Annotated in this window: 16 protein-coding genes, 1 tRNA gene and 1 CRISPR repeat array; of the genes, 9 read left to right on the forward strand and 8 right to left on the reverse strand. The window is 39.5% G+C overall.

What is annotated here, in order from left to right:
- The coding region (locus A3775_RS15270; RefSeq protein WP_197480170.1) for a hypothetical protein at positions 1–857 on the reverse strand (857 nt) is incomplete at its 3' end.
- An 885-nt stretch (positions 858–1742) separates the two neighbouring features.
- Between A3775_RS15270 and A3775_RS15275 the strand changes: the two genes are divergently transcribed.
- The 4 genes from A3775_RS15275 to A3775_RS15290 all read left to right on the forward strand — a co-directional run bounded on the left by A3775_RS15275 (position 1743) and on the right by A3775_RS15290 (position 7032).
- Positions 1743–3614, forward strand: a complete 1872-nt coding sequence (locus A3775_RS15275) for a Mu transposase C-terminal domain-containing protein (protein WP_066425682.1) — start codon at positions 1743–1745, stop codon at positions 3612–3614.
- Between the two features lie 3 nt (positions 3615–3617).
- Positions 3618–4472, forward strand: coding sequence for an AAA family ATPase (locus tag A3775_RS15280; RefSeq protein WP_066425684.1), 855 nt, complete (start codon positions 3618–3620; stop codon positions 4470–4472).
- The gene (locus A3775_RS15285; RefSeq protein ID WP_066425687.1) at positions 4465–4980 is read left to right on the forward strand and encodes a TniQ family protein; all 516 of its coding nucleotides are present in this window, start codon (positions 4465–4467) and stop codon (positions 4978–4980) included. Before A3775_RS15280 ends, A3775_RS15285 begins: the two co-directional genes overlap by 8 nt.
- A 594-nt stretch (positions 4981–5574) precedes the next feature.
- Complete coding sequence (locus A3775_RS15290) at positions 5575–7032, forward strand: RNA-binding domain-containing protein (RefSeq protein ID WP_066425690.1); 1458 nt, start codon at positions 5575–5577, stop codon at positions 7030–7032.
- A 395-nt stretch (positions 7033–7427) separates the two neighbouring features.
- On the opposite strand, the gene A3775_RS15295 is transcribed toward A3775_RS15290, so the two are convergent.
- Genes A3775_RS15295 through hsdR form a run of 5 tightly spaced genes read right to left on the reverse strand, consistent with a single transcriptional unit; the run spans position 7428 to position 13899 of the window.
- Positions 7428–8615 (reverse strand): restriction endonuclease subunit S, encoded by a 1188-nt coding sequence (locus tag A3775_RS15295; protein ID WP_066425691.1) that lies wholly within the window; start codon positions 8613–8615, stop codon positions 7428–7430.
- Positions 8612–10369: an N-6 DNA methylase gene (locus tag A3775_RS15300; RefSeq protein ID WP_066425693.1), complete on the reverse strand. Its 1758-nt coding sequence runs from the start codon at positions 10367–10369 to the stop codon at positions 8612–8614. Before A3775_RS15300 ends, A3775_RS15295 begins: the two co-directional genes overlap by 4 nt.
- 6 nt (positions 10370–10375) lie before the next feature.
- Positions 10376–11050, reverse strand: a complete 675-nt coding sequence (locus tag A3775_RS15305; RefSeq protein WP_066425695.1) for a hypothetical protein — start codon at positions 11048–11050, stop codon at positions 10376–10378.
- On the reverse strand, positions 11050–11496 hold the full coding sequence (locus A3775_RS15310; RefSeq protein WP_066425697.1) for a hypothetical protein: 447 nt from the start codon (positions 11494–11496) through the stop codon (positions 11050–11052). Before A3775_RS15310 ends, A3775_RS15305 begins: the two co-directional genes overlap by 1 nt.
- Positions 11497–11505: 9 nt before the next feature.
- A complete protein-coding gene (gene hsdR / locus A3775_RS15315; protein WP_066425702.1) occupies positions 11506–13899 on the reverse strand; it encodes an EcoAI/FtnUII family type I restriction enzme subunit R in 2394 nt (797 codons plus the stop codon).
- 283 nt (positions 13900–14182) lie between these two features.
- Between hsdR and A3775_RS15320 the strand changes: the two genes are divergently transcribed.
- The 3 genes from A3775_RS15320 (at position 14183) to A3775_RS15330 (ending at position 16945) form a co-directional block, all read left to right on the forward strand.
- Positions 14183–14500, forward strand: coding sequence for a hypothetical protein (locus tag A3775_RS15320; RefSeq protein ID WP_066425705.1), 318 nt, complete (start codon positions 14183–14185; stop codon positions 14498–14500).
- A 141-nt stretch (positions 14501–14641) separates the two neighbouring features.
- On the forward strand, positions 14642–14956 hold the full coding sequence (locus A3775_RS15325; RefSeq protein WP_066425707.1) for a hypothetical protein: 315 nt from the start codon (positions 14642–14644) through the stop codon (positions 14954–14956).
- 138 nt (positions 14957–15094) lie between these two features.
- Positions 15095–16945: a DUF262 domain-containing protein gene (locus A3775_RS15330; RefSeq protein ID WP_066425913.1), complete on the forward strand. Its 1851-nt coding sequence runs from the start codon at positions 15095–15097 to the stop codon at positions 16943–16945.
- An 87-nt stretch (positions 16946–17032) separates the two neighbouring features.
- On the opposite strand, the gene A3775_RS24705 is transcribed toward A3775_RS15330, so the two are convergent.
- Positions 17033–17194: a hypothetical protein gene (locus tag A3775_RS24705; protein ID WP_197480172.1), complete on the reverse strand. Its 162-nt coding sequence runs from the start codon at positions 17192–17194 to the stop codon at positions 17033–17035.
- Between the two features lie 162 nt (positions 17195–17356).
- Here A3775_RS24705 and cas12k point away from each other — a divergent pair, with 162 nt between their 5' ends.
- Positions 17357–19255 (forward strand): type V CRISPR-associated protein Cas12k, encoded by a 1899-nt coding sequence (gene cas12k, locus A3775_RS15340; RefSeq protein ID WP_066425713.1) that lies wholly within the window; start codon positions 17357–17359, stop codon positions 19253–19255.
- A 495-nt stretch (positions 19256–19750) separates the two neighbouring features.
- Positions 19751–20221: a CRISPR direct-repeat array (repeat unit 37 nt; unit sequence GTTTCAACGACCATCCCGGCTAGGGGTGGGTTGAAAG).
- Between the two features lie 400 nt (positions 20222–20621).
- Here the strand turns inward: cas12k and A3775_RS15345 are convergent.
- Positions 20622–20693: transfer RNA gene (locus A3775_RS15345), tRNA-Thr, on the reverse strand.
- 331 nt (positions 20694–21024) lie between these two features.
- Between A3775_RS15345 and argF the strand changes: the two genes are divergently transcribed.
- The gene (gene argF, locus A3775_RS15350) at positions 21025–21945 is read left to right on the forward strand and encodes an ornithine carbamoyltransferase (RefSeq protein ID WP_066374755.1); all 921 of its coding nucleotides are present in this window, start codon (positions 21025–21027) and stop codon (positions 21943–21945) included.
- Positions 21946–21959 lie beyond the last annotated feature (14 nt).

The raw sequence follows: 21959 nt of genomic DNA on the forward strand, positions 1-21959 counted from the left end.
AAAGTACCAGCACTGATAGTCAAATTATTGACTTCGCTGGCAGTTGTGCCATTGAATGCTAGAGTACCACCACTGAGGGTGAGGGTATTGTTAACAGCCAGATTGTTAACTGTTAATGCCCCACCAGAAACAACCAAGGCTTCATCTGAAATTACATCATTCAGGGAAGTATTACCTGTGCGATGAGTGGTAGTAATATTGTGGCTGGCAAAGCTGATATTTACATCATCACCTGTTTGTGGAGGTTGATTGTCTGTCCAATTACTACTGACATCCCAAAATCCATCAACTGCTGTTTTCCAGGTTCTTGTTGCTTGGTACTCTACCTGAATAACCTCTTCATTAACTACGATTACCCCTGTATCATTTTCTGCTTTTAACTGTGCTAACCTCTCATCTGTTAAACTTTCCCCACGCACCAAATCAGCAAAAATCGCTCCCTCATCTCCAGCACTATCTTGTGCGTTGAGTAAGCTATCAATCTTGTGTCCGATTTCTTCTAACAGCAAGCCAACTAAAGACTCTATTTCCCCTTGTTTGACTACCTGGCTGAGATAATCCCTAGATATATAAATTTGGTTGGTAGACGCAGCAAAAGCCCCATTTGCCCCATTTAACTGGGATGAATTCAGGAGTTCAATTGTTGGCAACCAATCTCCATTCTGCCAAGCTGGCACTAAAGCTAAAGCCGCTTCCTGTGCAAAGGTATCTCCAAATGCCAAGCGCATATTTTCTAGGAACTTTGGACTGATGGCAAAATTCCTCAGATAAAGTTCCACCTGTTCTAATGCTAGTAATAGCGTTGGCTCAAAAGTTACGTCATCACCAGTTAAAGGATTATCTAAGGTAAATGTCATAAGGTTGCTGCTTTTTTTGGTGCAAATGGGGTGTTAATTAGGTCATAGTTAGGTGCAGACACACCGCACTGAGGCTATTGGCAAATAGCTATTTTTCAACATCAAACTGGAATTTGATATTGCAATTATTTAGCTACCGTACTGGCAAACTGAAGCGGTTCAGTGTCTAGCTAATTCCCAGTCGCCGAGGACAATACCGGTATATTTCAGCAAGTCTGCACTCAAAATACTGGGGTTGGGCTGTCGAAGCGCGATCGCTGTCAAAAGTTCTGGAATTTCACAATTCTGCTTCCTTTTATTTTCTTGTATTTATAAGCACATAAGTAAAAATAAGTATTCTATGTATACCTAGTGATATAAGAATACACATATTTAACAAGATATATGAATAAAATTTTGATAAATTTTCTGTAAAAACAGTGAATATACTTAATTTTTAATTAAATTTTCCAAATTCAGGACTTTCAAGATATTGACATTTCTGTGGTTAGTATTATACCGTCCCAATATTCAGATTCCAAAACATTAGTTTCTCTTCCATTCGCAAATTGAGGAAGCACAGACGGCACAAACCGATAATTATCAGAGTCAAAAATCGACAAAAGGATGATTGAAAAGTGTACATTCGCAAATTAAATGTCGCTTTTCGCAAACAATGTCGCAACTGTATTGAATGGCTGAAAGCTACATCGTGTAAATATTATAGGTCATTTATCTCTAAGACAGGCTAATTTGCTTGTTTCGCATATTATATGTCGCATAATCACGTTTTTGCAAATTAAATGTCGTTTGTTAAAGTTGGTGACTTTTGCAAATTAAATGTCGTATTCTTTATGAATATATGGTACATTAGTACCTTAATTACTCATGAGTGGGTTTCACTCTATGGCAGACAGAGAAATTGAATTCACTGAAGAATCGACCCAAGATTCAGATGCTATTTTGCTTGACAATAGTAATTTTGTCGTAGACCCATCCCAGATTATTCTGGCAACGTCAGATAAACATAAACTGACATTTAATCTAATCCAGTGGCTTGCTCAATCACCTACCCGTACAGTTAAATCTGAGAGAAAACAAGCAATTGCAAATACTCTTAGTGTTTCTACCCGCCAAGTAGAACGTCTTCTCAAACAATACAATGAAGACAAGTTAAGAGAGACAGCAGGAACAGAACGAGCAGATAAGGGAAAACATCGAGTTAGCGAATACTGGCAAGAATTTATCAAAACAACTTATGAAAAGAGTCTGAAAGACAAACATCCAATATCGCCAGCGTCCATAGTTCGTGAAGTGAAGCGACACGCGATCGTTGACCTTGGGTTAAAACCAGGAGATTATCCGCATCAAGCTACTGTTTATAGAATTTTAGAGCCATTAATCGCACAACATAAGCGGAAGACAAGAGTCAGAAATCCGGGTTCAGGTTCTTGGATGACAGTGGTAACACGAGATGGCCAACTTCTGAGGGCTGACTTTAGTAACCAAATTATCCAGTGCGACCATACTAAATTAGATATTCGCATAGTGGATATTCATGGTGATTTATTGTCGGAGCGTCCCTGGTTGACTACTGTTGTCGATACATACTCAAGCTGCGTCCTGGGTTTCCGCTTATGGATTAAACAACCGGGTTCTACAGAAGTGGCTTTAGCTTTACGGCACGCTATTTTGCCCAAACAGTACCCTGACGATTATCAGCTAAATAAATCTTGGAACGTTTATGGGAATCCTTTTCAGTATTTCTTCACTGACGGTGGAAAAGATTTTCGCTCCAAACATCTTAAAGCCATTGGTAAGAAATTAGGATTTCAGTGTGAACTACGCGATCGCCCACCAGAAGGCGGTATTGTAGAACGGATTTTCAAAACAATTAATACTCAAGTTCTCAAAGACCTCCCTGGTTATACAGGAGCAAATGTCCAAGAACGCCCGGAAAACGCGGAGAAAGAAGCCTGTTTAACAATACAGGATTTAGACAAAATTTTAGCCAGTTTCTTCTGCGACATTTATAACCATGAACCTTATCCTAAAGAACCTCGTGATACCAGATTTGAACGCTGGTTTAAGGGCATGGGAGAAAAACTGCCTGAACGTTTGGATGAGAGGGAATTAGACATCTGTTTAATGAAAGAAACCCAACGAGTTGTTCAAGCGCATGGTTCTATCCAGTTTGAAAATCTCATTTATCGAGGAGAGTCACTCAAGGCACATAAAGGTGAATATGTGACGCTGAGATATGACCCCGACCATATCCTGACTCTATTTGTATACAGTTGTGAAACTGATGATAATTTAGAGGAATTTTTGGGTTACGCTCATGCTGTCAACATGGATACCCATGACTTGAGTTTAGAAGAGTTAAAAACCCTGAATAAAGAGCGCAGTAAAGCCCGTAAGGAGCATTTTAATTATGATGCCTTATTAGCATTGGGCAAACGCAAGGAGCTTGTGGATGAGCGTAAAGCAGATAAAAAAGAAAAAAGGCACTCAGAACAAAAGCGTCTCCGTTCTGCATCTAAGAAGGACTCAAATATTATTGAACTACGTAAAAGTAGGGTATCCAAGTCTTTAAGGAAACAAGAAACTCAGGAAATTTTACCAGAGAGAGTTTCTAGGGAAGAAATCAAGTTTGAGAAGATAGAACTAGAACCACAGGAAACTCTATCAGCTTCACCTAAGCCTAACCCTCAAGAAGAACAGAGACATAAGTTAGTTCTCTCTAAACGTCAAAAAAATTTGAAAAACATTTGGTAAATTATGGCGCGATCGCAACTGGCAAACCAACCCATTGTTGAAGTCCTAGCCCCACAGTTAGACCTCAATGCTCAAATTGCTAAAGCTATTGATATTGAAGAGATTTTCAGAAATTGTTTTATCACAACTGATCGGGTTTCGGAATGCTTCAGATGGTTAGATGAACTGCGTATTCTCAAGCAATGTGGTCGAATCATTGGCCCAAGAAACGTGGGAAAAAGCAGAGCAGCACTTCACTATCGAGATGAGGATAAAAAACGAATTTCTTATGTAAAAGCTTGGTCAGCATCCAGTTCTAAGCGTATATTTTCACAAATTCTGAAGGATATTAACCACGCTGCACCTACAGGTAAACGACAGGATTTACGCCCAAGATTAGCTGGTAGTCTTGAACTTTTTGGACTGGAATTGGTGATTATAGATAATGCTGATAACCTTCAGAAAGAAGCACTTATAGACTTAAAGCAACTTTTTGAAGAATGTCATGTTCCTATCGTCTTAATAGGAGGCAAGGAGTTAGATAATATTTTGCAGGATTGTGATTTGTTGACTAATTTCCCAACACTGTATGAGTTTGAACGCTTGGAATATGATGATTTTAGAAAGACATTAAGTACAATTGAATTAGATATTCTGTCTCTTCCAGAATCATCTCATTTAGCAGAGGGGAATATTTTTGAGATTTTAGCGGTTAGTACAAGTGGGCGAATGGGGATTTTAGTCAAGATACTTACTAAGGCAGTTTTACATTCTCTAAAAAATGGATTTGGCAGGGTGGATGAAAGCATACTAGAAAAAATTGCTAGTCGTTATGGTACAAAATATGTTCCTCTCGAAAACAGAAACAGGAATGAATGAGGATGATGAAATTCGCCCAAAGTTAGGCTATGTTGAGCCTTATGAGGGAGAGAGCATTAGTCATTATTTGGGGAGGTTGCGTCGATTTAAGGCTAATAGCCTACCTTCTGGATACTCTTTAGGAAAAATTGCTGGTCTTGGTGCTGTAACGACACGATGGGAAAAACTGTACTTTAACCCATTTCCTAATAGACAGGAGTTGGAGGCTTTGGCATCTGTGGTGGGAGTTAGCGCAGAAAGATTCATAGAGATGCTTCCACCTAAAGGTGTAACAATGAAGCCCCGTCCAATTAGGTTATGCGCTGCTTGCTATGCGGAAGTACCTTGTCATCGCATTGATTGGCAGTTTAAGGACAAAATGAAGTGCGATCGCCACAATTTACGTTTGCTAACAAAGTGTACTAACTGTGAAACGCCTTTCCCCATTCCCGCAGATTGGGCGCAAGGTGAATGTCCTCATTGTTCGCTGTCCTTTGCAAAGATGGTGAAGCGTCAGAAACTTCGATAAGAAATGCGATCGCTCATGGAGACAAATCTGATTTTATCTATAGCTAAATAGTCAAAGTTATGACTATAAGACTGTTTTAGTTTGTACACATAGAAACAATGTAAATCTATATTTGCACAGACTGGACTTGAAGCAGGCGGAAGGGTAGAGAAAAGAAGTATAAGTTAATAAAATGAATTAGTGACGAAATCAACTCAGCCAGAAAACTTGCTAATTGTCATAAAAAATTTGGGTAAAAATATTGAGAGCCTTGTATTAAAATACTTTCAATTATTATAAGTTGATTATTTACTAATTCATATCTCAATGAGTGATGTTATCAGAGTAAAATTAGAACCTATATATTTGGGTACTTTTTCGTTTTACGTTCGTCGCCACAATAGATTAATCAATTTATTGTTTAAGCCAATTTACCACTAATCTTTGTAATATCTTAGAGTTGTATGGGTGTAAGTTTAAAGCAATAATGATGTTAATACAACCGTGTTAGTACCAACCAAGTCAATATCTGTAACCGCTAGTGAAATAAAGTATAATTAAATCAAAATTAACTAATGGATATGCTATATTGGGCCCACAGATAGGGCAATAATTATGGACATAAATCAATTATCTATTATTGTACAGCAACTGATTTCACTCCCTCATGAAACTGAGTGGATAGAATTGAAAGAAAATAATGAAGATCCAGCAATAATAGGGGAATATATTTCGGCTTTATCAAATTCTGCTGCTTTACATCGCCAAAATGCTGGTTATTTGGTTTGGGGAATCGAAGATAATACACATAATGTTGTGGGAACTCTATTTAAGCCTAAACAAGCAAAGTGCGGTAATGAAGAATTAGAAAATTGGATACTTAGACTACTTTCCCCTAGAATTAATTTTAAAATTTATGAATTTATTTTTAAAGATAAAAATATAGTATTATTTGACATTCCTAGTGCTAGTCATCAACCGATTAGTTTTCAAGGGGTGGAATATATTAGAGTTGGTAGCTACAAGAAAAAACTTAAGGATTATCCAGAAAAGGAAAAGGAATTATGGAATTTGTTCCATTATCAAACTTTTGAAAAAAAAATAGCCTTAGAAAATGTAACAGCAGATGAAGTTTTAGCAAAAATCAATTATCCAAGTTATTTTGATATAACAAAACAAAACCTTCCTGATAATAAGGAGGGAATTATAAGACGTTTGAGCGAAGAAAAAATAATAAATATAAAGCCTGGCAACTATTATGATATTACAAATTTTGGAGCAATCCTTTTTGCTAAAAAATTAAGTGATTTTGAACGATTAGGTAGGAAAGCAATTAGAGTTATTGTATATAAAGGCAAAGGTAGAATTGATACCCAAAGAGAACGAGTATTTGATAAAGGCTATGCTATCAGCTATGAAGAAATTATTGAATTTATAAATAATCAACTCCCTCAAAATGAACAAATTGGCCAGGCTTTACGCCAAAATATTAAAATGTATCCAGAAATTGCTATTAGAGAGCTAGTTGCTAACGCCATGATTCACCAAGATTTTAATATGACTGGTGTTAGCTCTACTGTTGAAATATTTTCTGACCGTATAGAAATCAGAAATCCGGGTGAACCATTAGTTGATACAATACGTTTTATAGACACTCCTCCTCAGTCTCGCAATGAAGATTTAGCCGCCTTTATGAGAAGAATTAATATCTGTGAAGAACGTGGTAGTGGTATAGACAAAGTAGTTGATTCAATAGAGTTTTTTCAGTTACCTGCTCCAGAATTTAACGTTAAAAATCAACACACAGAAGCTATTTTATTAAGCTATAGAGAATTAAAAGATATGGACAAAAGTGACCGCATTAGGGCTTGTTATCAGCACGCTTGTCTACGTTATGTGTGTAGAGAACAAATGACTAATGAATCTTTAAGAAAAAGATTTGCTATTGTTGATAAAAATTATTCTATGGCTTCTCGAATTATTGCAGATACAATGAATGAAAACTTAATCAAGCTATACGATCCTGAAAATAGATCCAAAAAACACGCCAAATATGTTCCCTTTTGGGCATAAATGATGAGCTTTTCTTATATAAAAGATAAGATTATTTTATGTGACGGTTATGTGACTGGCAGCCAAAAATGATGATTTTACAGAAAAATAAAATCGCTGAAAGTCTTGTCTATTGGAGGTTTTAAGAAAAATTGCTTCAGTGCTGGTTATGTGATTCAGGAAATTGCTTAGAATTATTAATAGTTTGTAAACGATAGGGGAATTGAATCCCTTGGAGCCGACATTAGGAGCCATGCCCAGCACCACGCACGCCCATGAAACAAGGAAGTGAATTTTTCACTCCCTTTAAATCAGAACGGTCGAATTTTGAAGAGTAAGGCTCACAATTCCCTTTTGAATGATGCTTTTAAGTATTGATTTTAGCAGTGCTTGTCAGGGTAATTGATGAGTTTTATCTACAATTCTCCTTTGAATGCTTTGTCTAAGATAGAAGGTAGTAACGCATCAAGTTCTTTTATTGCTTCTTCTCTTAGCCCTTTCATTGCGTCTACTTTGCTTCGTAACTCATCAAGGTAAGTGACGATGCGGCATTGTTCCGAGATGGATAAATCTGACGGAAAAGGAATATTCATCACAACTTCCTGTGAAATCTTTTTCATAGTTGGACTTGTTCCCTTTGCTTTACTCTTGATATAGTCACGAACTAATTTACAAGCAAGCCAATGATGTACAAATTGTTTATTCGCCTTAAATTCATCAATCTCTAAGCGCATCATCAAGTCAGGGTAAATACAGGGATAGGGAGAACCATTGTAAATAGCTGCGTGTCCTACCAGTTCAGGAGTATTGCTTCTGGTAATGAGTAGATCACCAGGTTTTAACCAGTAATGTGCATCTAGGGAAACAGGTTCTGATGTTCTTTTAAATTCTGTTTGGCGGTAGGAAAATCCTGTAACAGCACCAAGTGACAAAATGGGAGTCCCTTCTGGCATATTGTCGCATCTTGCTGACCAACCATTTCTGGGTTTTTCAAGCAAAACATCTGATAAATGACCTTTAATCAGAGTCTTGCTGAATAATTTTGTTGACTCAACCGGAAGAAGTGCCTCTGTTTCTTCAAGTGCTTTTTGACGTAGCGATCGCACTTCCTCAAGCTTCCCCACCAGTTCCTCAATTCGTGCCACAATCCGCCGTTGTTCCTCTAGTGGTGGTAGGGGGATTATATATCCCAGGACATCGTTTGGCCGTATCGCTGCATAATTAGTTGATCCTTGAGCAGTTACCTGATCACGGAATGCTGGAGTGCGAATAAAATAGTCTAAAAATTTTATATCTAGCAACAATTCATTGATTTCAAATAAAAAATAATGACTGCTAACAATAGCTCCATCAAGATTTGTAGGTACAATACCGAATCCGCCTATTTTGGCATCAATTTCAGCAACTAATAAATCATCAGTTTTGCAAATCTGCTGTTTTTTAGTTTTAATCTCAGCACCTTGGACAATATCTCTTAGTTCAATACCTTGAGCGTGTAACTTGACACGACATCGCTTATATTTTTTAAAATCATCAATTTCAATAAATTCTTTCCTATGCTTAATAACTTGTTCTAAATTTACGACATCCCAACCTTTACTCATTCTGCCCCTGCCAACAATTGCCGAATCTCTGACATAATCTCAGCTACGCGCCTATCTTTCTCCAAAATATCAGCAACTAATTGCTCAGGTGGTAAATGCTCAAAATCTTGCTGACTATTTGGGTTTTTTAAGTCTAAATTATAAATTGCCCAGTAAATAGCATCCCCTTTAGCTTTCTCCTCTTTCGCAATCTCGCGCTGTTTCCGTTCCTCTTCCTGAATATTTTTTAATTGTCCTTGTAGAGACAATTCATGAATTGCCTCTACAGAATTTATTTTCTCAACTAACTCTTTAGCAGTCTTAAGACACTGATTAGCGGCTTCTTCTGCTGTTTTAGCCGCTTCCCAATGAGGTGTAGCTTCTTTTATCGCCTGATTATAAGCTTCCTTAAAGTTATGCTTCCAAGCCTGTTTATTCTCCTCTCGATTCTTCCACCATGCCACACATTCAGCAAAATCTTCATCCTGTATTGGCTTAGTTTTGGTGTAAGTTTTCCGTCCTTCTGGCAAAGGTAACTCATAGTACCAAATCTCATCCGTTTGTCCAGAACGGTCGAAAAATAACAAATTTGTGGGAATGCTGGTATAAGGCGCAAACACCCCATTAGGTAAACGGACAATGGTATGCAGATTAAAATTATTGAGCAAATCTTCCTTGATTTTGGCGCAAATATTATCCCCAAATAGCACCCCATTGGGAAAAACTACTGCTGCGCGTCCTGGTTTGGGTCTTTGTCTGAGACGACGCATAATCAACTGAAGGAATAACAACGCCGTTTCCTTAGTTTGTCTATCTGGAGGAAAGTTATTTTTAATTCTGTCTTCCTCCTCACCCCCAAACGGCGGATTAGTGAGAATGATGTCAACCCAGTCTTTTTCACCCATTTCGGCAATAGTAAACCGCAGACTATTACCATCATCAATATCGGGATATTCAAACCCATGTAACAGCAAACTCATGTGCGCTAACATCAAAGGCAAAGATTTCGCCTCAGCACCAATAATGCTTTTCTGAAGTATCTGCCAATCTTGTGCGCTACACTGTTTTTTCAGGTATTCATACGCCTCAACCAAAAAACCACCAGTTCCGCAAGCAGGATCAAAAATGGTTTCTCCCAGTTGCGGTTCTATCACCTGCACTATAAACCGTACTACCGGACGGGGGGTATAAAATTCTCCCGAATCTCCCGCAGCGTCCCGCATTTCTTTCAGCATGGACTCATAGAGGGTGCTGAGTAGGTTCACCTCTTCTGATTTATCAAAATGAATTTCATTTACCTTACTTAGCACATCCCACAGCAAAGTCCCGCTAGTCATGCGGTTGTTGACATCTTTGAATACCTTGGCGATGACATCAGCGCGATCGCGTCCGGTTTTGCTTTTGAGATTCCGCAAATAGGCGAGTAACCCTGCACCTTTCGTGCCATCGGGTAAAATTGCCTCATCATTGTTGATGAAAATTTTCAGGCGATCGCCCGTAAAATTTTCATTAGCTGCCCAATCTCGCCAACGATAAGGCGGTTGAATCGTTGGTTTGTAGGATATTCCTTCTAACTCTGCTTCCACCTCATGCAGTTTTTCGGAATCATCCAAAAGTTTCAAAAACATGATCCAAGTCAACTGGGGAAGACGATCTAATTCGCCATTCAATCCCTTATCCGTCCGCATGATGTCACGCGCTGACTTAATCACGCTTCCCAGTTTTTGGGCTGTAGTTACGGTTTTATCGTTTTGTTTGGTAGTGCGTTTGGGCATTCTAAACTAATTATACCTTGCTTTAAAATCTTTAAAGTTGCGCTGAAAAGCGTACATTAATCGTTGAATTTCATTTACTTGTCTAGGGATTATATTATGTTCCCATTTCTTACGATGATTACTAAGCAATTTTTCAATATTATCTGATGTTCTGTTAGATATAAAATATATGTCTTCTTTTACATTTAAATCTGAAGCTAATCCAATAAAACTTCTACCTAGATGTAATTGTAAATCTGATGTATAATGCTTGCATTCAATTGCTATAATTACTTTTGTATGTCTAGGTTCATAGGAGATACTTCTACAGCTTCTAGCCTCTTCTTGTAATAAGACACATAAATCGCATTCATGAGAAACTTGTGAGCGTCCTTGAATTCTAATTCCTACATGAGCTTCTAATACTGGTTTATCATTAAATTCTATTACAGCATGAGTATAGGGTTGTGTTGCCACATAAATTTGCCCTGGACTACGACGAAAAATTAAAAATTGAGCATCTTGTTCAAGCGCGTTTTGAAACCTGATATTTGCTCCTTCATTTTGCGCCGCTCTAATCAAAATACTAAAAACATAAGCTTCATATAAATCTGATAAATCAGTTGAGCTACCAAATCCTAGCTGAACCAAATTCCCTATTCTACTTTTAATTCCTTGAATGAGAGATGAGTTCATAGGCATTATTTTTCAAGCTCCTGGCGCAGATGATTCAGTAAATTTTGTAGTTCTCCAGCTTCTTGCTGACGTAAATTTATTCTGTCAGTGTCAAAAATAAATTCATGAATATTTTCTTCCTCTTCTGAATAAAATTTTATTTGTGGTTCTAGTTGTGAATCCCTAATTTCTTCCGTTAAAAATTTTCCTACTTCTTTTTCTAGTTCTATAGTATTTAAAACTGCTCTCTCGAAAGCGTCTAATAAAAGTAATACCTTTTCCTTGGCAGTATAGTCTTCTCTCTTAATTCTGGGTGTTTTTTCTCGATTTTTTTTAGCTAATTTCTCTTCTATACTAACTATTTTGCCCTCGCGAATAGAATTATTTACTTGTTCTATAATCCAGCTTAATTCATAGTAATTAATTATTTCTTCAACTTGACAATATAAATTTTCATATTCATCGGTATTCATAACTATCCTTTATGCAATATAAAGTAAGTTTTGTAACTGATTAACTGCTTCCTTAAGTGGCTGAACTCCACCAAACCTTTGGGCGATTTCAGCTACATTACCATATCTATGAAACTCACTGTTAGCTTTAAATGTAGTTGGAACATTAAACTCCTCAACTCCTTTTTCTGCATACTTGTCCAAAAGTATCTCTAAAATTGCCCTAGCATCCTCCCCATACTGCTCAAAAAAATCAGTCTTGCGAAGACGCAACCTTTCAGCCCGTTGCTTGCAAGTCAGCACAGGAGCATCAAAGGCAATATGACATAGTAAATCAAAAGGGTCTGCTTCGGGAAGATTAGTAACTTGTTTTAACTCATCAAAATCAATTCCCCGGTCTGCCAACAACTCAATAATCTCGGAACGCTGTTCTGGGTCTGCCCAGCGTTGCTGTATTTCTAGAGTGGAACGATACAGGATGCGGACTTGTTCTCTGGTGTAGTCAATTAATCGAGACAAGCGCAGTTGATTGTCTGGGTTTAAATCATAAATTCTTTCTTCAACAATTTCTTCGCTTCCCCCATCGGCGTAATATTTCCGAGGTGGTGCGTCATCCTCATCTGGGAGTCCCCAAAACCCAGACTTGTCGTCATCATCTTCCAAATCTTCTGCTTCGTCTTCTAACTCTGCTGACTCTAATTCCTCCTCATGTTCAGAGAGAATTTCCCCCTGGTCATCCATCTCTGATTCATTAATGAGGGCGGGTTCTCCGTCAAAATCTCTATCCTCAAACAATACTGTGCTGTGGGTGTAGTCAAGTATATTAAAGGACAGCTTACCCCGTTCTTCTCGCACACGAGTTCCCCGTCCAATAATCTGCTTAAAGTCTGTCATAGAACGAATAACACGGGCAAGCACAACATTTTTACAGGTGGGAACATCTACCCCTGTTGTTAGTAACCTAGCAGTTACAGCAATAATATGAGTTTCATTTAAAACATCTTTAAATTTGTAGAGATGCCCCTTACCCACATCACCAGCATCAGAGGTAATGCGAGTTATGTAGTTAGGATTGGTTCTGGTGATATCGCTGTTGAGGTTGCGTAATTCCTTGATCATTGCCTTAACGTGCGGCTCGTCCACACAAAAGACAATGGTTTTGGCATAGCGATCGCTGCTTTTGAGAAAATCAGTAATATGTTGGGCGATCGCCTTTGTCCGTGCTTCCCTCACCAATCTCCGCTCAAAGTCCGGTGTCAGATAAACTTCATCAGGAATCGTTCTTCCATAACGGTCAATTTGTCCAGCACTAGGTCGCCATCCTTCCCGATCAGAACGGGTAAGAACCCGATAAACTCGATAGGGGGCTAAGAAACCATCATCAATCCCTTGTTTGAGAGAATAGGTGTAAAGGGGATTGCCAAAGTAGCGATAGGTATCAACGTTATCATCCCGTAGCGGTGTCGCTGTCAGTCCTAACTGATACGCAGGTTGAAAATGTTCTAAAATTTGTCGCCAGTTACTCTCATCCCTAGCACTACCCCGGTGGCACTCATCAACAATAATCAAGTCAAAATAATCAGGACTGTATTCTCTGTAAAGTCCAAAGCTATCTTCTCTATCACCAATAGCCTGATAAATAGCAAAATAAAGGTCACGTCCCTTTTTCGCTTCTCCCTGAATTTTGTAAATTTTCTCCTGATTAAAAGCAGAAAAATCCTTATTCATCGGGTCATCTACCAACACATTCCGATCTGCCAAAAACAGAATTCTAGGGGGACGAGATTCTCCAGTAGCATTCCACTCCAAACTTGACAGTTTCCAAGCGATTTGGAAAGCAACAGTAGTTTTACCTGTCCCCGTTGCCAATGTCAGCAGTAGACGCTGTTGACCTTTGAATATTGCCGCTAATGCTGCATTAATAGCGTTGCGTTGATAGTAACGCAGTGGTTTTTCTGGGGTTCGATAAAAGGGAGTTAACAGTTTTTCGGCTATGTCCCCTCTAATTTGCTCCTTACCTTCCCCTGTTAACCGTTGCCAAAGTTGATCAGGACTAGGAAATGAGTCCATGACATCAGACTGCTTACCTGTGATGAAGTCATACTCTACAATTCCTTGCCCATTGGTTGAGTAAGCGAACTTCACGTCGAGAATTTGGGCGTAGGCGATCGCCTGTTCCAGTCCCTCATCAGGAGTTTTGTGTTTCTTTTTTGCCTCTACTACAGCCAAGGGAAATTCTCCGTTGTAGAGCAGCAAATAATCTGCGAATTTCCGTTTACCACGAGGCTTACGCTTGTTTTTGGGGCGAATCTTGCCATCAGTGAAGTAATACTGCTCAGTATAATCGTGTGGTTCTTGCTCCCACCCCGCATCTCTTAGTTTTGGTTCAACATATCTACGGCAGGTATTAGCTTCATTGCTCATAGCTAGAGACGTTACCAGTTACTTTTATAACTTAACAGCTAATTACCTCTACGCACAAGCAAATAACCTTATCTTTGTGATTGAAGATGTAAATCTTCTTAAGCAATTATTATCAGTCACACCATCAGCCGATTGACGGGAAGCGATGCCTACGGCGGGCGTTTTCCCTCCGGGACGCTACGCGAACGCCATCGCCTACGGTGGGGCGTAGCCCATCGCACTGCTTTTCTACACATATCGTGACTCATAATATTTGTATAACAGTCATGAATCGTGAGTTAAAGTGTCTATCAAAACAGAAAGCCTAATAGACAATAACCCTCAGAGCAATGAATATAGAATCGATGCGCTCAGTGACTTGCCCTTGGAGCCTTTGGAATATTGCCAACGATGGGTTGAGATGCCCCCAGATGAGCGGGGGTACAGAAAAGCTTGTATTGCCGCCTTAGCAGAAGCAACCGGACTCAGTGAAAGAACTATAGGTAATTGGGGACAAAACTTTGAGAGGCGACCTAACTATGTAGTACATATATTACGTATGGCAGATATGCTTAACCAAATTAGAAAAATAGTCCTACCTCCTGATTATCCTCAAAAATAATTTAGTCGTGATTCGTGACTAAGCTACTTGTAATGTCAGCCGATGTTTCTTAGATTGAGTTCAGTAAGCAGAAGACATCTGAGTTAACCAGTTACTATCAGAAATCTTCTGCTTGGTTAATCTGGCTCACCAAAACAGAAGATGCAGACTGGGAGTAATTCCCATCAGAATAATCATCGAATTGATATCGTGCGTCAGTTGCCCCTTGAACCGATGGAGTATTGTCGCCGTTGGGTTAGTCAACAACCGGGTCGCAATTATCGCAAAGCCTGCATCAATGCGATCGCCCAAGTTACGGGTACTAGCCCAAAAACCGTTAAGGACTGGGGGACTGACTTTCGCCGACGACCTAAATATGTTACCCACATATTACGGCAAGCTGATTTAATCAACCAATTTAGACAGCTTGTTGCCAAAGGAATTGTGACTTTACCTCCAGACTTTCCTCAAGAATAAGCACAAGCGATCGCTACTCACGACCAATTGCCCCAAAAACCCCTTGCTGTGAACAAGAGGGGAATCTTAGGCTGAGGTACACAGGTACTATGACCAACAGTCGCATCTTTCTGGATGATAAAAATGGCAGAACACCAAATGAACTCAATCTCTACCTTTGACATCACTAAGTATTTTCTTCTTGATGTCCTCAAAGATATTAAAACTGGACGCATCCAACTGCCAGATTTTCAAAGAGATTGGGTTTGGGATGATACCCATGTGCGTCGTTTGCTTGCCAGCATATCTCTTGCTTACCCTATTGGCGCAGTCATGATGCTCCAACAAACCAATCAAAGCCGACAATTTAAACCCCGCCTAGTTGATGGAGTCTTAAAACCAGAAAATAATGCGCCAAACTTATTAATCCTTGATGGACAGCAACGCCTGACAACCCTGTTTATGGTATTGCTATCTGAGCAACCTGTCATCATCAAAGACCAGAAAAGCCAAAAAATTATTAAAAAGTGGTACTACCTGGATATTGAAAAATGCCTCAATCCAGAATGCGATCGCCGTAATGCGATTGTTGCTTTACCTGAATCCAAAATTGCACGCATCTTCACGGGTGGTTTAATTGATTGTTCCACTCCTGAAAAAGAATATCAGGCACTATTGTTTCCTCTATCCAAAGTTTTCTTTTTTTCTGAGTGGCGGAGTAAATTTTCTAAGTATTGGCAATACGAACCTCAAAAACTGGAGCTAATTGACACCTTAGAACTGGAAGTTATCAAAAAATTTGAGCATTATCAAATACCTGTTATCCAACTACGTGACTCCTTGCCAAAAGAAGCCGTTTGCCAAGTATTTGAAGATACAAACACTTCTGGATGTGACCTCAATTACTTCGACTTAATGAGTTCTAGCTATTGCACTGCTGATTTTAGTTTGAGAGATGATTGGAAACAGCGCGAAAATCGCTTCCAATCCTTAAAAGTATTGCGTAAGCTCCGAAGCACTGATTTTGTACAAGCCGTTACATTGATGGCTGGTTACGTCAGGAGAATAGAAGCTATAAAAAAAGGCTGGAATATCGATAAATTACCAGGGGTGGCTTGCGAACGTGCTGAAGTGCTAAAACTCAGCAAAGAAGAATATCAAAAATGGGCTGATCCAGTTACTAGGGGCTTTGAAGAATCTGCTCGTTTCCTTTATAGCCAAAAAATTTTTGATGCAGATGATTTAGCTTACCCCGTTCAATTAGTTATCCTTAGTACCATTTTTACTATTCTGGGAGAGCGTTCCCGTTCTTTTCCAGTACGGTCTATGTTGGAACGCTGGTTATGGTGTGGGATGTTTGGGGAAGTATATACACGCTGGTATGAGGCACGAGCCGGGCGGGACGTGATAGAAGTACCAGAATGGTTAGCAGGTGGTTCATTACCGCTCACCATTGTGCAAGCGGATTTTTCTTTTGATAGGTTAATTAGCGTTAGAAAACGCTACGGTGCAGTCTATCAGGGTTTAGCAGCCTTATTACGACGTGAGGGGGCAATTGATTGGTGTACCGGGGAAGAAATCAATGATGTGATTTATTTTGAAGAACAGATAGATTCGCACCATATTTTCCCTGTGGCATGGTGTCGCAAACAAGGTATTGACCCCAAAAAGTATAACTGCTTGATTAATCGCACACCTTTAAGTGCCAAAACAAACAAAAAGATTGGCAGTAAAGCACCTTCCGTTTATTTAGAAGAGTTTGAACGTTCTGGGACATCAGTTAAAAGACTTGATGAAATATTGCGATCGCACGCTATATCACCAAAAACATTGCGGCGAGATGACTTTGAAGGCTTTTTCCAGATGCGGGCAAATAATTTGCTGACGCTAATTGGAAAGGCAATGGGTAAAAGTTTAAGTTTTGAATCCTTTCAGGATTTTTCTGGGGAGTATCATAACGGGAATAGTAGAGGGTATAAGCTTCACCCCGAAATTACTACCAACTATTAAGCCATCAGCATCAGAATCGCCGACTTGACTCAATAGTGGAGTTTGTGACCAACATATAACTCATCGCCAACACATTCCTTAGTTCCCCTAGTGTTGTTTTTCTGAAGATTCTTTCTTTTGCAACCAATCTCTAATTGCTTCCTCCAAAGCCGCAGTCTGCGTTATTTCCAGACGCGCACAAGCAATTTCAAACGCAATTTTTAGATTTTTAGGGAGTCTTCCCCGAACTTCTCTAGTTTCTTCTGCCATCCTAATTTGAAGCCAAAGCTTGCGGCTTTCATTTTTGCACAGCCTCTGAGCAAAAAAACATTTGCGCTTTTGCGGCATTGCGGCATTGCGCTACAATGGAGTAAGTCAAAAAAAAGTTAAAAGCCCTCTTAGTTTCATCGAATCCACAAAACTGAGGACACCATGAGCGTTATTACAATTCAATGTCGCTTGGTTGCTGAAGAAGACACACTTCGCACATTGTGGGAACTGATGGCTGACAAAAATACACCTCTGATCAATGAAATATTGGCACAGGTAGGAAAACATCCAGAATTTGAAACGTGGCTAGAAAAAGGCAAAATACCTACTGAATTACTCAAAACACTTGTTAACTCCCTTAAAACTCAAGAGCGTTTTGCAAGTCAACCTGGACGGTTTTACACTTCAGCGATCGCTCTAGTAGATTATGTATATAAATCCTGGTTCGCCTTACAAAAACGAAGAAAGCGGCAAATAGAAGGCAAAGAACGTTGGCTGACAATCCTCAAAAGTGATCTAGAACTGGAACAAGAAAGCCAGTGTAGCTTAAACATAATTCGTACTAAAGCCACCGAAATTATTACCGAATTTACCCCCCAGTCCGACCAGAATAACAGTCAGAAAAAACGCAAAAAAACTACAAAATCTACAAAACCTTCACTTTTTCAAATTCTTTTAAACAATTACGAAGAAACACAAGACATTCTTACTCGTTGCGCTCTTGCATATCTGCTCAAAAATAACTGTCAAATCAGTGAACGCGACGAAAACCCAGAAGAATTTACTAGAAATAGACGCAAAAAGGAAATAGAAATTGAGCGATTAAAAGACCAACTTCAAAGTCGCATACCTAAAGGTAGAGATTTAACAGGGGAAGAGTGGTTAAAAACTTTAGAAGTTGTTAGAGCTAATGTAACTCAAAATGAAAATGAGGCAAAAGCTTGGCAAGCAGCAATTTTAAGAAAATCTGCTGATGTCCCCTTTCCTGTGGCTTACGAATCTAACGAAGATATGACATGGCTGCAAAATGATAAAGGTCGTCTCTTTGTTCGGTTCAATGGCTTGGGAAAACTAACCTTTGAGATTTACTGTGATAAGCGTCATTTGCACTACTTTAAACGCTTCCTAGAAGATCAAGAACTTAAACGTAATAGTAAAAACCAATACTCAAGCAGTTTGTTTACTCTGCGTTCAGGAAGGCTTGCTTGGTCGCCAGGGGAAGAAAAAGGCGAACCTTGGAAAGTCAATCAACTACATCTTTACTGCACTTTAGATACTCGGATGTGGACTATTGAAGGAACTCAACAGGTAGTTGATGAGAAAAGCACAAAAATAACCGAAACTTTAACAAAAGCGAAACAGAAAGATGACCTCAATGATAAACAGCAAGCTTTTGTCACTCGTCAGCAATCCACGCTAAATAGGATTAATAACCTTTTCCCTCGTCCCAGCAAGTCTAGGTATCAAGGTCAACCCTCAATCCTAGTTGGTGTTAGTTTTGGTCTAGAAAATCCAGTAACACTAGCTGTAGTGGATGTTGTTAAAAATGAAGTTCTAGCTTATCGCAGTGTCAAACAACTACTAGGCAAAAACTACAACCTTCTCAATCGCCAGCGACAACAACAGCAACGCCTATCTCACAAACGCCACAAAGCTCAGAAACGAAATGCGCCAAATTCCTTTGGTGAATCAGAGTTAGGACAATATGTGGATAGATTATTGGCTGATGCAATTATCGCGATCGCCAAAACCTATCAAGCAGGCAGCATAGTTATCCCAAAACTCCGCGATATGCGTGAGCAAATCAGTAGTGAAATTCAATCCAGAGCAGAGAAGAAATTTCCTGGTTACAAGGAGGCTCAACAAAAATACGCCAAAGAGTACCGCATGAGCGTTCATCGCTGGAGTTATGGCCGATTAATTGAGAGTATTAAATCCCAAGCAGCAAAAGCCGGAATTTCTACTGAAATTGGTACACAGCCAATCAGAGGTAGTCCACAAGAAAAAGCGCGAGATTTAGCCGTCTTTGCTTACCAAGAACGTCAAGCCGCTTTAATTTAATTCACTAATCCGAACCTTGAAAATATAATATTGTTATGATCGCGCCGCAGTTCATGCTCTTTTGAGCCAATGTACTGTGAAAAATCTGGGTTAGTTTGGCGGTTGGAAGACCGTCATGCTTTCTGACCCTGGTAGCTGCCCGCTTCTGATGCTGCCGTCTGTAGAATTCTATAGATGGGATAGGTGCGCTCCCAGCAATAAGGAGTAAGGCTTTTAGCTGTAGCCGTTATTCATAACGGTGTGGATTACCACAGTGGTGGCTACTGAATCACCCCCTTCGTCGGGGGAATCCTCCCAAATATTTTTTTGGCAAATCGAAGCGGGGTCAAAAACCCTGGGGACTTGCCAAACTCTGAAAACCCTTGTCCTGTATTGAATCAAGAAATTAGTGCGTCAATTGATTTACTTTTTTCATTGTCGGCAGAAGCAGCTTTTTAACAGACTTGTCAAATAGACATCTGAAAAGCTTATATAACAAGGGTCTAGGCGGGAACAGTTTCAACGACCATCCCGGCTAGGGGTGGGTTGAAAGTTAAATCAGCTATATTCATGTTTTCTCCTGTGTAGTTTCAACGACCATCCCGGCTAGGGGTGGGTTGAAAGGCTCGAACTAACTCGGATTTGAAAGTTTCTACATCAGGTTTCAACGACCATCCCGGCTAGGGGTGGGTTGAAAGAACGGCTGAGGATAGACTGTGGAAAATGGCTGAGTTTCAACGACCATCCCGGCTAGGGGTGGGTTGAAAGGGGAATGTTGAATATGAATCCAAAATCTGCCCTAGGTTTCAACGACCATCCCGGCTAGGGGTGGGTTGAAAGGGACGATTGATCCAAGACATTTTTTGTGAGTCAACGTTTCAACGACCATCCCGGCTAGGGGTGGGTTGAAAGGTAGTTTGGAGTGCATTTTCTGTAATTCACGCTTGGAAGTTTCAACGACCATCCCGGCTAGGGGTGGGTTGAAAGACTTAGATAATCAATCCTAGAAAAAACGCTCTTAGTTTATCCGTCTTTGCGCTACAAAAATCTTGTCAAATGGGGTAGGGTTGAAAGGTGCATCCGACTTGTAAGCGTATTAAACCTTAAAAACATAAAACAAAAAATTAAAACTTATTTAATTCTGATTTTTTATATGTAAGAATTAGGTTCTGCACAACCATCAATTCACTTGTTGAAGTAATATTATTGTGTTAACACTTGCTTGTAAGCAACACTGTAACAATCTAGAAGGAAAAAACGACATTAATGTGCGAAAACCTAGCATAACTAAATTGATTATAAAAAATAGCCGAAGCGACATCAATTTGAGAAAACCGACACTAAATTGCGAAAAGCGACATTTAATTTGCGAATGTACAGATTGAAAAGCCAGCAGTCGGATTTGAACCGACGACCTTCCGATTACAAGTCGGATGCACTACCACTGTGCTATGCTGGCAAATTAGGTGATGCGTTTGAATCATTCACCGATTTCTAATTATAGCACAACAAAATTATTTGTCTAGTCCTGATTTGATTTTTCTCTAGGGTTGATGGTTGACTGGAGTTTCTTCTCCCTCCACTTCCCCCACTTCCCCCACTCCCCAGCGTTGCCAAGATGTAGAAATTCTCAAAAATCAGTGATGGCAAAACCTCACAAACTTGATAAATTAATAGGCATAGCAAAATCAGCTAGAGCCTAGACTTGAAGAAAAAACATTGAGTACAGTTGCCAAACTGTATTTTTTTTTGACTAGCAGTATAGAATTGTTCTTTACAGATTCAAAAGCATGGCAACATTGTTTGGACGCGATTTGTTAAGTCTGGCGGACTTGAATCCTACAGAACTTCAAGAACTCCTACAATTAGCGACTCAATTGAAATCACAACAGTTGCAGTTACGGTGTAATAAGGTACTGGGTTTATTGTTTTCTAAAGCCTCGACTCGGACAAGAGTTAGTTTTACTGTGGCGATGTATCAACTGGGTGGACAAGTCATTGATCTTAACCCTAATGTGACACAGGTGAGTCGGGGTGAACCAGTACAGGATACAGCACGAGTTTTAGATCGTTATTTAGATATTCTGGCCATTCGCACTTTTGCACAACAGGAGTTGGAAACTTTTGCAGATTATGCCAAGATTCCTGTGATTAATGCGCTGACAGATTTAGAGCATCCCTGTCAGATATTAGCCGATTTGTTGACTGTACAGGAATGTTTCGGCACAATTTCGGGGCTGACTTTGACTTACGTTGGCGATGGTAATAATGTTGCTAATTCTTTAATGTTAGGTTGTGCTTTGGCAGGGATGAATGTGAGAATTGCCACTCCTAAAGGATATGAGCCAAATGCCAATATTGTAGAACAAGCACGGGCGATCGCATCTGACAAAACGGAAGTTTTACTAACTCATGATGCAGAATTAGCCGCTAAAGGTGCATCTGTACTATACACCGATGTCTGGGCAAGTATGGGACAAGAAGCGGAAGCAGACGATCGCACTCCGATTTTTCAACCTTATCAAATTTCTCAACAGTTGCTCAGTCTTGCTGCTGATGATGCCATTGTTTTACATTGTTTACCTGCCCATCGTGGTGAAGAAATTACCGAAGAAGTTATCGAAGGTTCTCAATCACGAGTTTGGGATCAGGCAGAAAATCGATTACACGCTCAAAAAGCTTTGCTAGCTAGTATTTTAGGCGCAGAGTAATCAATCAATGGTCA

Origin of the sequence: Anabaena sp. 4-3, from assembly GCF_001597745.1 — a bacterium.
In the GTDB taxonomy this organism is placed as follows: Bacteria; Cyanobacteriota; Cyanobacteriia; order Cyanobacteriales; family Nostocaceae; genus Trichormus.

What these genes read in the sequence shown, in the direction of transcription:
- A3775_RS15300 (WP_066425693.1), bottom strand. Translation starts at nt 10,369, where the DNA reads ATGCCCAAACGCACTACCAAACAAAACGATAAAACCGTAACTACAGCC.
- A3775_RS15275 (WP_066425682.1), top strand. Translation starts at nt 1,743, where the DNA reads ATGGCAGACAGAGAAATTGAATTCACTGAAGAATCGACCCAAGATTCA.
- A3775_RS15330 (WP_066425913.1), top strand. Translation starts at nt 15,095, where the DNA reads ATGAACTCAATCTCTACCTTTGACATCACTAAGTATTTTCTTCTTGAT.
- A3775_RS15325 (WP_066425707.1), top strand. Translation starts at nt 14,642, where the DNA reads ATGCAGACTGGGAGTAATTCCCATCAGAATAATCATCGAATTGATATC.
- A3775_RS15285 (WP_066425687.1), top strand. Translation starts at nt 4,465, where the DNA reads ATGAATGAGGATGATGAAATTCGCCCAAAGTTAGGCTATGTTGAGCCT.
- A3775_RS15290 (WP_066425690.1), top strand. Translation starts at nt 5,575, where the DNA reads ATGGACATAAATCAATTATCTATTATTGTACAGCAACTGATTTCACTC.
- A3775_RS15310 (WP_066425697.1), bottom strand. Translation starts at nt 11,496, where the DNA reads ATGAATACCGATGAATATGAAAATTTATATTGTCAAGTTGAAGAAATA.
- A3775_RS15280 (WP_066425684.1), top strand. Translation starts at nt 3,618, where the DNA reads ATGGCGCGATCGCAACTGGCAAACCAACCCATTGTTGAAGTCCTAGCC.
- A3775_RS15295 (WP_066425691.1), bottom strand. Translation starts at nt 8,615, where the DNA reads ATGAGTAAAGGTTGGGATGTCGTAAATTTAGAACAAGTTATTAAGCAT.
- A3775_RS24705 (WP_197480172.1), bottom strand. Translation starts at nt 17,194, where the DNA reads ATGGCAGAAGAAACTAGAGAAGTTCGGGGAAGACTCCCTAAAAATCTA.
- argF (WP_066374755.1), top strand. Translation starts at nt 21,025, where the DNA reads ATGGCAACATTGTTTGGACGCGATTTGTTAAGTCTGGCGGACTTGAAT.
- A3775_RS15305 (WP_066425695.1), bottom strand. Translation starts at nt 11,050, where the DNA reads ATGCCTATGAACTCATCTCTCATTCAAGGAATTAAAAGTAGAATAGGG.
- cas12k (WP_066425713.1), top strand. Translation starts at nt 17,357, where the DNA reads ATGAGCGTTATTACAATTCAATGTCGCTTGGTTGCTGAAGAAGACACA.
- hsdR (WP_066425702.1), bottom strand. Translation starts at nt 13,899, where the DNA reads ATGAGCAATGAAGCTAATACCTGCCGTAGATATGTTGAACCAAAACTA.